The following is a 12,750-nucleotide window of genomic DNA, read 5'->3' on the forward strand; positions in this document are numbered from 1 at the left end:
ATCACCGGGTGATAATCCCGCGCAGGAACGCCAAGTAGCCCGGCCGTTCCGTCGCGTGCAGGAGCGTGCCGCCGCTGGCCCGTTGTGCCTGGATCAAACCGATGAAGGCGGTGTACGTCAGCAGGCCGCGATGCCGGGCTTCGGTGTCCGGGAGGCCCATTTCCCGGAAGCACCGGACGATGAAGTCGACGCGCCGCGCGGTGACCTCGGCCAGCAGCGGGCCGATCACCGGGTCGCCGGCGTGGGCGAGCAGCGCCAGCTCGGCCCGCTCGTCGTCCGTGGATCCGAAGACGAGGGTGAAGAGTTCGCGCAGCCTCCGCTCCGGATCCGAGATCCCGTCCAGCAGCGTGATCAACGCCTCGGTGTCCTGCTCGGCCCATCGGCGCACGGCGGCTTCGACCAGCGCGCCCCGATTCGCGAAATGCCAGTAGAAGCTGCCTTTCGTCGTCCCGAGTTTCGCCGCGATGGGCTCGACGGCGATCGCGGCGACCCCGCCCTCGCACAACGCCTCGAGCGCCGCGTCGGCCCAATCTTCTGGCGCGAGCTTCCGTTTCACCCACCGTACGCTACCGTATGGAAAACCATACGGCACCGTACGGAGGCGGCCATGCCCTTCGGATCACCCGCGAACTGGGGCGCGACCCCGGAAGAACGCCGCCGCGCGCAACCGGCGGACACCCTGCTGGACGGCCCTGTCGCCCGCTTCGACCGCGCGGTCACCGTGCACGCGCCCGCCGCGCTCGCCTACCGGTGGCTCTGCCAGATCTCGGTCGCGCCCTACAGCTACGACCTGCTCGACAACCTGGGGCGCCGCAGCCCGGACAGCCTCACCCCCGGCGCCGACGAACTCGCACCCGGCGACACGCTGATCGTGTTCGAGCTGACCGAGGTCGACCGCGGGCACAGCCTCACCGGGCGGACCTTCGCCAAATCCGAGAACCTGTTCGGCCCGGTGGCCGTCACGTACTCCGTCGAACCGATCGACGAGCGGTCGTGCCGGATGCTGTGCCGCATCGTCGTGACCTCTCAGGGATTCCGGGGGCGCGTCAAGGAGTTCCTTCTCGGCTGGGGCGATCTGGTGATGATGCGGAAACAGCTGCTGACGTTGAAGAAGTACGCCGAACGGGACGCGCGCCTCGGTCACGTCTCGTGAGCGGCACGGAGGTCGGCCGGGGTGCCGAAGGTGGTGTCGCGAAAGCCACTTTCGGGACACCAGACGTCGCGAAAGTGGCTTTCGCGACATGCTCGCCGGTCCCTGCGCCGGTCGCCGACTCCGTGCCTCCGCCGACGTTGCGAAAGCCACTTTCGCACCGTTGAAGGTTGCGAAAGTGGCTTTCGCAACACTCGGCGAACGGGACGCGCGCTCAGGGCAGCGCGCGCCGCAGCAGTTCCGCCAGGTGCAGCGCCCGCCGTCCGTCGAGTTGCTCGATCTGCGTCCGGCAGCTGAAGCCGTCCGCGACCACCTCGGTACCCTCGGCCGCCGCACGGATCGCGGGCAGCATGCGGTCTTCGGCGCAGGCGACGGAAACGTCGTAGTGCCCGCGTTCGAAACCGAAGTTCCCCGCCAGTCCACAGCAGCCCGAGTCCATTGTGGAATTGTGGACACCCGCGGCGCGCATCGCGGCCTCGTCGGCGTCGAAGCCCAGCACGGCGTGCTGGTGACAGTGCACCTGGCTGAGTGTTTCGACGTCCAGCGACCGGAATTCGAGCGGCGAGTCCTCGACGAGTTCGGCGAAGGTCCTGGTCCGTTCGGCGAGTAGTTCCGCGACCGGGTCGCCAGGCAGGAGCGCGGGGAGATCGCCGCGGAACAGCGCCGTGCAACTCGGCTCCAGACCGGCCACCCGATACCCCGCACGCAGATACGGTTCGAGAACGGAAAGCGTGCGGCGCAACACGTTCTTCGCCACGTCCAGTTGTCCGGTGGACACCCACGTCAGCCCGCAGCAGACGCCGCGATCGGGCAGGACGACGTCGTAACCGGCGGCGGTGAGCACCTCGGCCGCGGCGTCGAGGACGTCCGGCGTGAGGTAGTTGTTGAAGGAGTCGGGCCACAGCACCACGCGCCGCGAACCGGTCGCCCAGCGCTTGAGGTCCGTACGGCGGCGGGTGAACGGCGTCGTGGCGAACGTCGGCAGCTCCCGTTCCGGTGCGATCCCGCCGAACTTCTTCAGCAGCCCGGAAAACCGGTGCGACATCGTGTTCGCCAGCCGGGGCGCGACCGATGCCGCGCGCAGCCACAACGGCAGCCAGCCCATCGAGTAGTGCGACGCCGGGCGCAGCCGCCCCTTGTGGTGCTGATGCAGGAATTCCGCCTTGTACGTCGCCATGTCGACGTCGACCGGGCAATCGGACAGGCACCCCTTGCACGACAGGCAGAGATCCAGCGCCTCGGCGACCTCCTCCGAGCGCCAGCCGTCGGTGATCAGTTCGCCGTTCACCATTTCGGCGAGCAGATGCGCGCGGCCCCGCGTGGAGTGCTTTTCCTCGCGCGTGGCGCGGTAGCTCGGGCACATCACGCCGGCTCCGGTGGTGTTGCGGCATTTCCCGACGCCGACGCAACGCCGCATCGCCTGCCCGAAGCTCCCCCTGCCCTCCGGGTACGCGAGCGCGGTGACGTCTTCGAGTTCCAGCGGTGCGCGCCGGACGCGGAGATCGGCGTCGACCGGCCTGGGGTTCACGAGGATGCCCGGGTTCATCATGCCCGCCGGATCGAAGATCCCCTTGAACCGCGCGAAAAGCGCGAGGATTTCTGGGCTGTACATCCGGGTCAGCAGTTCCGAGCGGGCCTGCCCGTCGCCGTGTTCCCCGGACAGCGAGCCACCGTGCGCGGCGACCAGGTCCGCCGCCTCTTCGAGGAACGACCGGAACCCGGCGATCCCCTGCGGCGACAGCAGATCGAAGTCCAGCCGCAGGTGCAGGCAGCCCTCTCCGTAGTGGCCGTAGACGACGCTCTTGCGCCCGTGCTCACGCATGAGCTGCTTGAACTCCCGCAAGTAGGCGCCCAGACGCTCGGGCGGGACGGCCGCGTCCTCCCAGCCCGGCCAGGCCTCTTCGCCCCCGGCGAGCCGGGTCGCGAGACCGGCGCCCTCCTCCCGGATCCGCCACAGCCGCTTCTGCGCGACCGCGTCGTCCAGCAGCGCGGAGCCGGTCAGCGCGCCACGGAGCCCGTCGATCAGCCCGCGCGCCATGTCCGGATCGGCCATCTCGACGAACAGCCACGCGCCGCCCGGCGGAAGCCCGTCGGCGCGGCCCGGCTCCAGCAGCGCGACGAGGTCCGCGTCGACGCCCTCGACGGTCAGCGGCGACCACGGCAGGATCTCCGGGACCGCGTCGGCCGCGGCGATGTCGGACTCGAAACCGAGCACCGCGAGCACCTTGCGTCGCGGCACCTCGGCGAGGGAGACCGTCGCCTCCAGCACGGTGACGCAGGTGCCCTCGCTGCCGACCAGCGCCTTGGCGACGTCGAAACCGTTCTCCGGCAACAGGTGCTCCAGCCCGTAGCCGGACACCCGCCTGCTGAACGACGACAGCTCCGTCCGCAGCAGCGCCAGGTTGTCGTGGACGAGCGCGCGCAGCTCCGAGAAGACCCGGCCTTCGGTGCCAGGCTTGGCCGCTCGCGCGTCCACTTCGGACGGCGAGGTCGGCCCGACGGTGAGCCGGGTGCCGTCGTAGAGCAGCACGTCCAGCTCCCGGACGACGTCGACCGTGCGGCCCCAGGCCACCGAATGCGAGCCGCAGGCGTTGTTGCCGATCATCCCGCCGATCGTGCAGCGCGAATGCGTCGACGGATCGGGGCCGAACCGGAGGCCGTGCGGTGCGGCGAGCCGCTGGAGGTCGTCGAGGACGGTTCCGGGGGCGACCCTCGCCGTGCGCGCCTCCGGATCGAGGCCGAGGACCCCGCCGAAGTGGCGTGACGTGTCGATCACGACGCCCGGCCCGCACGCGTTGCCCGCGACGCTGGTGCCGCCGCCACGGGCGATCACCGGCAGCCCCGCCTCACGGCAGGCGGCGACGGCCGCGATCACCTCGCCGACGTCCCGCGGCAGCACCACACCCTTCGGCACATGCCGGTAGTTGGAGGCGTCGGTCGTGTACAGCGCCAGTGTCGCGGCGTCGGCCAGGATCTCCACGGGGTCCATTCAAGACAACCGCGGACGAGAACGCATCGGTGAACCTCTCCGGACGGGTGTGTCGGAAACCACGTCGGATATGCGATCGTGAGCGCGTGACGGCGAGACGGCACGCCGCTGAAGACCTCGCCGCCGAGCACAGCGCGGTGCTCGGCGGGCTTCTTCGCGAGCGCGAGGAGCTGCTGGCCACCCTCGACCGGGTCGCCGCGCTCAACGGCACCGCGCGCCTGATCCGCGAGTCCATCGGCACGCATTCCGGCTTCGTCGCCGAGCTGACCGGGCCGGAACAGGCGGTGATCCGCTGGATGTCGGGGACCCGCACGGACGCGCTGCAGGACCTCGCGGTACCCATCGGCCAGGGCATCGGCGGCCGCGTGCTGGCGCTGGGCAGGCCGGTGAAGGTCAACGACTACGTCAGCTCGCCGAGCATCACCCATCAGTTCGACGCGCAGGTTCGCGGCGAGGGCCTCGCCGCGATGATCGCCGTCCCGATCGTCAGCGGGACCGAGACCGTCGCCATCGCGTACGCCGCCATGCGGGAGCGCCGCGACTTCGGCGACGACGCGGTCCAGTCCCTCGAAGACATCGCCACCGAGGCCGGCCGGGCGCTGAAGCTGGCGTCGGTCGCCGAAGCCGACCGGGAGACCGCGCTGTCCTCCGAGCGGCTCCGCATGCAGAGCGCGCTGCACGATTCGGTCGGCGCGCTGCTGTTCTCCATCGGCGTCCAGGTCCGGAACCTGCACGAGGACATCAGCGACAACCCGGCGCTCGAATCACGGCTGCGACGGCTGGAAGGCGACGTCTCGGCCGCGTCGAGGGCACTGCGCGAGTCGCTGCTGGCGTTGTCGGAGTCGAGCCCGGAACGCGCGCTGCCGGTGGAGCTGGCCGAGCACTGCCGCTCGTTCCAGGCGCGCTGCGGCGTCCCGGCGCGCTTCGTCCAGCTCGCCCCGGTGCCCCGGCTGGACGCCGAACGCACCGGCCTGCTGGTGGCGGCCGTCCGGGAAGGCCTGCTCAACGTGGAGAAACACGCCGAAGCGCTGTCCGTCGTGGTCAGTCTGCTGCCCAGCGACGACGGCGTGCAGGTGGTCGTCGCCGACGACGGGACCGGGCATCGCTCCGGAGACGAGGAGCCCGAGCCGGGAACCGGGATGGGGCTGCGCGCGCTGGCCGAACGCGCCGCGCGGCTCGGCGGCCGGGTCAGCCTGGTCCGCGACGATGACGATGGGTGCACGCTGCGCGCATGGGTGCCGGAACCGTGCCGTCGCCGGTGACGGTGCTCGTCGTGGACGACCATCCGGTGGTCCGCGACGGGGTGAGCCTGCTGCTGCGCTACGACCCGGCGATGACCGTGGTCGGCTCTGCCGAGACCGGCCGGGCCGCGATCCGGCGGGCGGGCGAGCTGAAGCCGGCGCTGATCCTGCTGGACCTGCGGCTGCCGGACATGCTCGCGCCCGAGGTCATCGCCGAACTCCGGCGTGTCCACCCGGCCGGGCGGATCGTGGTGTTCACCGCGCACGGCGACCATCAGGGTGTCCGGGCCGCGCTGGACTCCGGGGCGCACGGCTGCCTGCTCAAGGACGTCGCCGGGACGGATCTCGTGGCGGCGCTGCGGCAGGTGCTCAAGGGTGAGCGCGTCGTCGATCCGCGGATCTTCCCCGACGACGGCCAGCGGTCCGACGCGCTGGCCCGCAGCGGTCTGACGCGGCGCGAGTACGAGGTTTTACGACTCGCGGCCCAGGGGCAGACGAATCCGGAGATCGCGGAGTCGACCGGCCTGGCACGGAACACGGTGAAGACGTACCTGCAGTCCGCTTTGCACAAACTCGGCGCCCGGAACCGCGTCGAGGCCATCGGCAAGGCTTCCGAAGCCGGCCTCCTCTGACCCCCGCGACAACGGTCTCCCCAAGGGCGCCCTCTTTTGGGCCGGAGGCCCACGGAAACGTTTTGCAGGGCGCCCTCCGAGATCACGCGAGTCCTCTCGGGCCTACCGCCCTGCGGGGCGTTTCCGTCAGCGCGCGACCAGCGAACGCTGTGTCCGTTTTGTAGCCGTGTGGGTCTCCAGGTGGGGGTAACGCGGCGGAGGGTGCCAACGCAGGATGACCGCCACCGATCGTGACTCGGGTCACACGGATGGAGGAGGCGGCTTGCTGAGTGTCCGTGATCTTCAAGTGCGGTACGGCCGATCGGTGGCCGCACTGCACGGGGTCGACCTCGACGTTTCACCCGATGGAGTACTGGCCGTCCTCGGCAGCAACGGTGCCGGCAAGTCGACCCTGCTCCGCACCGTGTCGGGCACGCTGCGTATGCACCGCGGCTCGGTTTCCGCCGGCGAGGTGCGCTACGACGGCAAACCACTGACCAAACTGGACCCCGCCCGCATCGTCGGTCTGGGCGTGGTCGGCGTCCCCGAAGGCCGCCAGGTCTTCGCGCGGATGACGGTCGAGGAGAACCTGCGCGCGGGCGGGATCGGCGCCCGCTCCCCCGAGCAGCGCGCCGCCGCGCGCAAACGCGTCGACGAGCTCTTCCCTGTTCTGTCCGAGCGGGCCAAACAGCGCGCGGGCCTGCTCTCCGGCGGCGAGCAGCAGATGCTCGCGATCGGCCGCGCGCTGATGTCCGGCCCGCGGCTCCTGCTGCTCGACGAACCCTCGCTCGGTCTCGCGCCGAAGATCGTCGAGCAGATCGGCGACATCATCCGCGAGATCCACGACCAGGGCACCGCCGTGGTGCTGGTCGAGCAGAACGCCGTGATGGCGCTGCGCGTCGCCGATCACGCGATCGTCCTGGAGGTGGGCCGGGTAGCGCTCGCCGGGACGACGGCCGAACTCGCGGCGAGCGAGGAGGTCCAGCGGCTCTACCTCGGCGGCCACGCCGAATCGCAGGCCACCGCCGAGGCCGAAGCCGCCGACGCCCGCAAGCAGCTCGCGGGCCGGAGCCTGTCGAGGTGGGCCGGATGACGCCTCCCGAACTGCACGTCGAGAACGTGACCCTGCGCTTCGGCGGGATCAGGGCGCTCGACGACGTCTCCTTCACCGTCGGCTCCGGTTCGCTGCACGCGCTCATCGGGCCGAACGGCGCCGGGAAGTCCAGCTGCTTCAACGTGATCAGCGGGCTGTACCGGGCGAACACCGGCCGCGTCCGGCTCGGCGACGCCGTCCTTTCCGGACTCCCGCCGCACCGGCTGGCGGGCCTCGGCGTCGGCCGGTCGTTCCAGAACGCCGCCCTCTCCCCCGGCTCGACCGTGCTCGACAACGTCATGCTCGGACGGCACGCGCTCACCAAGGGCGGCTTCCTCGCCTGCGGGCTCCGGCTGCCGTGGACGGTCCGCGCCGAACGACGGCATTCCGCGCGGGCCAGGGAGATCTGCGACTTCCTCGGTATCGGCGCGCTGGTGGATCTCCCGGTCGGCGCGCTGCCCTACGGCGCCGTGAAACGCGTCGACCTCGCCCGCGCGCTCGCCGTCGAACCGGTCCTGCTGCTGCTCGACGAACCCGCGGCGGGCATGAACGCCACCGAGACCGCCGAACTCGCCGGGACCATCCGCGACGTCCGCGACGAGCTCGGCATCTCGATCCTGCTGGTGGAACACGACATGGGACTGGTGATGGGCATCGCGGACCGGGTCACCGTCCTGGACTTCGGCAGGCGGATCGCCGACGGCACACCGGCCGAGGTCCAGTCGGATCCGGACGTGATCAAGGCATATCTCGGCACGGAGGCCACGGCGTGAACACTTTCCTGCAACTCGTGGTCAACGGACTCGGCAAGGGCGCGGTGTTCGCGTTGCTGGCGCTGGGTTTCGTGATCATCTTCAAGGCCACCGAGGTGGTCAACTTCGCGCACGGCTCGCTTGTCCTCTTCGGTGGCTACCTGGTCGTCGTGACGCGCGAATCGCTCGGCTGGGCGGGTGCCTCACTGGTCGGCATCGTCTCGGCCGGTCTGCTCGCCCTCCTGCTGGAACGGTTCCTGCTGTCCCGTTCGCGGCACGCGGACGCGAACAGCCTGGCGTTGCTGACGATCGGCGTCGACGTGATCATCACCGAGGAGATCGTGCGGCGCCTCGGTGTCACGCTGCCGTTCCTCGGCGACGCCTGGGACGCGCAGCCGTTCCAGCTCGGCGGGATCACGCTGTTCCGCACGCATCTGGTGGCGCTGGTCGTCGCCGCCGTGCTGATCACCGCGTTCACCTTGGCGTTCAAGTACTCGAACTGGGGCGTCGCGATGCGGGCCCAGGCCGAGAACCGCGAAGCCGCCGCGCTGATGGGGATCCGCAGTTCCCGGGTGACGGCGACGGCATGGGTGGTCGCCGGCGTGCTCGCCGGGGTCGCGGTCCTCTTCATCGCCACGCAGGACTTCTCCGGCGCGGGACTGTCCCGCGGCACGCACTCCATCGCGCTCGCGGCGTTCCCCGCGGCCATCCTCGGCGGGCTGGACTCGACGGCGGGCGCGGTGGTGGGCGGCCTGGTCGTCGGGCTGGTCGAGGCACTGTCCGCGCAGTACGTGTCGTTCGACTTCTCCAAGAGCGCGGTCTTCCTGGTGATGCTCGTGGTCCTGGTGGTGCGGCCGTCGGGGTTGTTCGGGACAAGGGAGAGCACACGTGTCTGACACCGCCGTGAAAGCCCCACCCGCCGCCCCGACGGCGCCGCCTCCGAAACGCGATCGCGGACGGCTGATCAAGGCGCTGGCCTGGATCGCGCTGCTCGTCGTCCTGCTCGCGATCCCGCTCTACCTCGACGCCGCCTGGCTGAAGGCCGGGCAGTACATGATGATCGGCGGGGTCGGCGCGATCGGGCTGACCATGCTGGTCGGGCAAGCCGGGCAGTTGTCCCTGGCGCACGCGTTCTTCCTGCTGGCGGGCGCGACCGGGTACACCGTCCTTTCCGGACCGGTCGACGACGAGCGCGTGTTCGGCCTCGGCCTCGATCCCGGTCTTTCGCTGGTCGGCGCGGTGGTCATCGCCGCGCTACTGGGGCTGGCGTTCGCGCCGGTTTCCGGACGGCTGCGCGGGATCTACCTCGGTGTCGCGTCGCTTTCACTGGTCTTCCTCGGGCTCTACTTCGGACAGTCGGCCGAGACGCTGACCGGTGGGACGTCGACCGGGCGCAGCCCGGAACCGTTCTCGCTGTTCGGTTTCCCGTTCACCAACGACGGTCCCGAGATCGAGCTGATGGGCGTGCCGATCCGGCAGGCGGAACGGCTCTGGTACCTGTTCCTGCTGCTGACCGTCCTCGCGTTCGTGGTCGCCAAGGCGGCGGTGCGCAGCCGGGTCGGCCGGTCGTGGCGCGCCGTGCGGGACAACGAGGCCGCCGCGTCCGTGATGGGCGTCAGCGTCACCCGCGCCAAGGCCGGCGCGTTCGCCGTCTCGTCGGCGTACGCGGGGCTCGCGGGCGCGATGACCGTGCTGTGGTTCGACATCCTCAAACCCGACGAGAGCGAATTCGGCACGTACGGCATCAACATCTCCATCGCCTTCCTGGCCATGGTGATCATCGGGGGACTCGGCTCGGTGCCCGGCGCGCTGGTGGGCGCGCTGATCGTCAACGGGCTGCCGCAGGTGCTTTCGCTGTACTCCGCCGATCTCGGCTGGTTCTCCGGAACCGGAGACGGCGCTCTGACCCCGATCCTGGTCAGCTCGTTCGTCTACGGCGCCGCGATCATCCTCGTGGTGCTCTTCGAACCGGGCGGGCTCGCCGCGATCGGCCGACGGATCACACCCGCCAAGAAACTCCCGGAGGAGCAAGACAAATGAAGCGCACATATCCGGCCGTCGCGCTGGCGGCGGTCCTCGCCCTCTCGGCGTGCAGCACGAAGGCGGGCGACTCGGGGTCCTCGGGGGCGGACGGTTCGGGCGTCAAGACCGACAAAGGAGTGACGGCGTCGGAGATCACCCTCGGCGTGATGACCGACAAGACCGGGGTGTTCAAGAACCTCGGGCTCGGCATCACCCAGGGGAACGAGTTGTGGGCCAAGGACTTCAACGCCGCGGGCGGGGCCTGCGGCCGTCAGGTGAAACTGGAGACCGTCGACCACGGCTACAAGGCGGACACGGCGAAGACGCTGTATCCGCAGATCGAGCCGAAGGTCCTCGGCTTCGTGCAGCTGCTCGGCTCGCCCGTGGTGGCCGCGCTGAAGCAGAACATCGCGTCGGACAAGACCGTCGCCGCGCCCGCGTCGTGGTCTTCGGAACTGCTCGACAACCAGTACGTGATGATCGTCGGGACCACGTACGACCTGGAGATCATCGACGGGCTTTCCTACTTCCAGGAACAGGGGCTGGTGAAGGACGGCGACACGATCGGGCACGTCTACATCGACGGCGAGTACGGCAAGAACGGCCTGCGCGGCTCGCAGTTCTACGCGAAGAAGCACAATCTGACGGTCAAGGAGGTCAAGGTGACCTCCACGGACAACGACCTCACCAACATCGTCACCGGGCTCAAGGGCGACGGCGTCAAGGCCATCGTCCTGACCACCACGCCCGCGCAGACCGGTTCCGCACTGGCGGCGAACAAGGCGCTCGGGCTCAACGTCCCCGTGCTGGGCAACAACCCGACCTTCGACCCCGTACTGCTGAAGAGCCCGGCGGCGAACGCGCTGGACAAGCTGACGATCGTCGCCAGCAGCGTGCCGTTCTCCGCCGACATCCCCAAGGCCAAGGACGTCGCGACGAAGTACAAGGCGGCGTACAAGGAGACCCCGAACGGCGGGATCCCCTACGGCTACGCGGTCGGCGAGGTCTGGGGCACGGTGCTCAAGAAGGCCTGCGAGAACAAGGACCTCACCCGGGAGGGCATCGCCGCGGCGCTGAAGCAGACGACGTCGGCGAGCACGGGTGACCTGGTGGCGGCGCTGGACTTCTCGAAGGCGGGCACCCCGGCGACACGCCAGGTGTACGCGGCGACACCGGACGCGTCGGCCGAGGGCGGGGTGCGCTACGTCAAGCCGCTGTTCGAGGCTCCCGAGGCGAAGGAGTACGTGGCTCCGCACCAGAAGTGAGTCTCGCTTCGGCGAGCGCGTCCGCTTCGGCCAACGGTGTGGTGCCGTCGGCCGAAGCGGCGTCGAGGATCCTTCGCGTGGTGTCCTCCAGGGTTTCGACGCGGGCGATCGCCTGTTCGTGGGTGAGGCTTCGGGCCTCCCGGCCGAGCGTGTAGACCACTCCCCCAGCGCTCGCGACGAAATCCGGGATCCACAGGACTCCCTGGGCGGCGAGGTTCGCCGCCACGGTGTCGTCGGTGAGCTGGTTGTTCGCCGGGCCGACGACGAGCGGCGCGTTGACCTCGGTTCCCGGGCCGAACACACCGCCGACGGCCGCCGGGATCAGGACGTCGGCCTCGATGCCGAGCACTTCCTCCGGCTGGACCAGGGTCAGGCCTTGTTCGCGGGCCGCGGCGAGGCGTCGTTCGTCCACATCGGACACGACGACCTCGGCGCCCTGCCCGGCGAGCCAGGTGGCCAGGTGGGCGCCGACCGAGCCGTATCCGCTGATGACCACCTTGCGACCGTGCATGTCGTCGTCACCGAAGACGGCCCGCGCGCCCGCGGCCAGGGCGGCGAGCACCCCGACGGCGGTCGGCCCGCTCGACGAACCGGTGCCGCCGTGCTCCTCGGGCAGGCAGAAGACGTGAGGGGTCCGCTCGCGCAGCACGAGCATGTCTTCCGGGCCGGTTCCGACGTCCGGGCCGGCGAGATACGCGCCGCCGAGTGACTCGATGAGGTCGGCGTGGTCGAGCAGGATCTCGCGCCGTTGCTCGGCGGTCGGCACGGCGTCGAGGGCGACGACGCTCTTGCCGCCGCCGAAGTCCAGACCCGCGACCGCGCATTTGCGCGTCATCGCCGCGGACAGCCGCAGCACGTCGTCGATCGCGTCGTGGACACGCGGATAGACCTTGAACCGGCAGCCGCCGACGGCCGGGCCGAGCGTGCTCGAATGCACGGCCACCATCGTGGTCACTCCGGACCGGCGTCCCCTCCGGACGACCAACTCCTGTACGGACATCTCGCTTCCTCCCACGCATTCAGTCGACCAATCGCGCTGAAGTTAGGCTGATGCACAGGACTGTGGATGCTCTACCGAATGATATTCGGCAGGCACGGCGAAGGAGTGGACGTGGACGAACTTGATTCGGCGATCATCCGGGAACTCCAGGCGGATGCGCGGCAGTCGAACCGCGACATCGCCCGCAAGGTCGGCGTCGCGCCGTCGACCTGCCTGGAGAGGACCCGGCTGCTGCGCGAGCGCGGCGTCATCCGCGGGTATCACGCCGACATCGACCTGCGCAGCCTCAACCGCGGCCTCCAGGCGATGGTCTCGGCGCAGGTGCGGCCCCTGAGCCGGGAGGTGATCGACTCGTTCCAGCGTTCGGTCGCTGAATTGCCGGAAGTCCTTTCGGTCTTCGTCACCGCCGGCAGCGACGATTTCCTGATCCACGTCGCCGCACAGGACGTCGATCAGCTCCACGCGTTCCTGGTGGATCGATTGGCGAAGCGCAAGGAGATCATCGGCTTCCGCAGTTCGATCATTTTCCGGCATCTGCGCAAGACCGAACTGGAACCGCTTCCGCCACGAATACCCGGTGATACCCCTTAGTGGACGACTCGCCGCCCTTCGGTCCGCCCGAAATCC

12 protein-coding genes are annotated in these 12,750 nt (G+C 69.9%); 9 read left to right on the forward strand and 3 right to left on the reverse strand.

The annotated features are described in order from the left end of the window. Position 1: 1 nt before the first annotated feature. Entirely contained in the window at positions 2-556 is a 555-nt protein-coding gene (locus NQK81_RS14450; RefSeq protein WP_257488601.1) for a TetR/AcrR family transcriptional regulator, read from the reverse strand. A 51-nt stretch (positions 557-607) separates the two neighbouring features. Here NQK81_RS14450 and NQK81_RS14455 point away from each other — a divergent pair, with 51 nt between their 5' ends. Next, positions 608-1,153 (forward strand): SRPBCC family protein, encoded by a 546-nt coding sequence (locus NQK81_RS14455; protein WP_257488602.1) that lies wholly within the window; start codon positions 608-610, stop codon positions 1,151-1,153. Positions 1,154-1,364: 211 nt separating this feature from the next. On the opposite strand, the gene NQK81_RS14460 is transcribed toward NQK81_RS14455, so the two are convergent. Continuing rightward, positions 1,365-4,130, reverse strand: a complete 2,766-nt coding sequence (locus NQK81_RS14460) for an FAD-binding and (Fe-S)-binding domain-containing protein (protein ID WP_257489758.1) — start codon at positions 4,128-4,130, stop codon at positions 1,365-1,367. 95 nt (positions 4,131-4,225) lie between these two features. Here NQK81_RS14460 and NQK81_RS14465 point away from each other — a divergent pair, with 95 nt between their 5' ends. From NQK81_RS14465 to NQK81_RS14495, 7 genes are all read left to right on the forward strand, one after another. Next, positions 4,226-5,401 carry a GAF domain-containing sensor histidine kinase gene (locus NQK81_RS14465; RefSeq protein WP_126735443.1) on the forward strand — a complete coding sequence of 392 codons (1,176 nt, stop codon included), beginning with the start codon at positions 4,226-4,228 and terminating at the stop codon, positions 5,399-5,401. Continuing rightward, positions 5,371-6,012: a response regulator gene (locus tag NQK81_RS14470; protein WP_126735441.1), complete on the forward strand. Its 642-nt coding sequence runs from the start codon at positions 5,371-5,373 to the stop codon at positions 6,010-6,012. The genes NQK81_RS14465 and NQK81_RS14470 overlap by 31 nt, the downstream gene beginning before the upstream one ends. Positions 6,013-6,274: 262 nt before the next feature. Beyond that, positions 6,275-7,084: an ABC transporter ATP-binding protein gene (locus NQK81_RS14475; protein ID WP_126735439.1), complete on the forward strand. Its 810-nt coding sequence runs from the start codon at positions 6,275-6,277 to the stop codon at positions 7,082-7,084. Beyond that, the gene (locus NQK81_RS14480) at positions 7,081-7,857 is read left to right on the forward strand and encodes an ABC transporter ATP-binding protein (RefSeq protein ID WP_257488603.1); all 777 of its coding nucleotides are present in this window, start codon (positions 7,081-7,083) and stop codon (positions 7,855-7,857) included. The genes NQK81_RS14475 and NQK81_RS14480 overlap by 4 nt, the downstream gene beginning before the upstream one ends. Next, complete coding sequence (locus tag NQK81_RS14485) at positions 7,854-8,732, forward strand: branched-chain amino acid ABC transporter permease (RefSeq protein WP_126735435.1); 879 nt, start codon at positions 7,854-7,856, stop codon at positions 8,730-8,732. The genes NQK81_RS14480 and NQK81_RS14485 overlap by 4 nt, the downstream gene beginning before the upstream one ends. Then, on the forward strand, positions 8,725-9,876 hold the full coding sequence (locus NQK81_RS14490) for a branched-chain amino acid ABC transporter permease (RefSeq protein ID WP_257488604.1): 1,152 nt from the start codon (positions 8,725-8,727) through the stop codon (positions 9,874-9,876). The genes NQK81_RS14485 and NQK81_RS14490 overlap by 8 nt, the downstream gene beginning before the upstream one ends. Beyond that, on the forward strand, positions 9,873-11,123 hold the full coding sequence (locus tag NQK81_RS14495) for an ABC transporter substrate-binding protein (RefSeq protein WP_126735431.1): 1,251 nt from the start codon (positions 9,873-9,875) through the stop codon (positions 11,121-11,123). The genes NQK81_RS14490 and NQK81_RS14495 overlap by 4 nt, the downstream gene beginning before the upstream one ends. Here the strand turns inward: NQK81_RS14495 and NQK81_RS14500 are convergent. Continuing rightward, a complete protein-coding gene (locus NQK81_RS14500) occupies positions 11,065-12,123 on the reverse strand; it encodes a Glu/Leu/Phe/Val dehydrogenase dimerization domain-containing protein (protein ID WP_257488605.1) in 1,059 nt (352 codons plus the stop codon). The genes NQK81_RS14495 and NQK81_RS14500 overlap by 59 nt on opposite strands. Before the next feature lie 111 nt (positions 12,124-12,234). On the opposite strand from NQK81_RS14500, the gene NQK81_RS14505 reads away from it, so the two are divergent. After that, positions 12,235-12,714, forward strand: a complete 480-nt coding sequence (locus NQK81_RS14505) for an Lrp/AsnC family transcriptional regulator (RefSeq protein WP_257488606.1) — start codon at positions 12,235-12,237, stop codon at positions 12,712-12,714. Positions 12,715-12,750 lie beyond the last annotated feature (36 nt).

This window comes from Amycolatopsis roodepoortensis (assembly GCF_024628825.1).
Lineage (GTDB): Bacteria > Actinomycetota > Actinomycetes > Mycobacteriales > Pseudonocardiaceae > Amycolatopsis > Amycolatopsis roodepoortensis.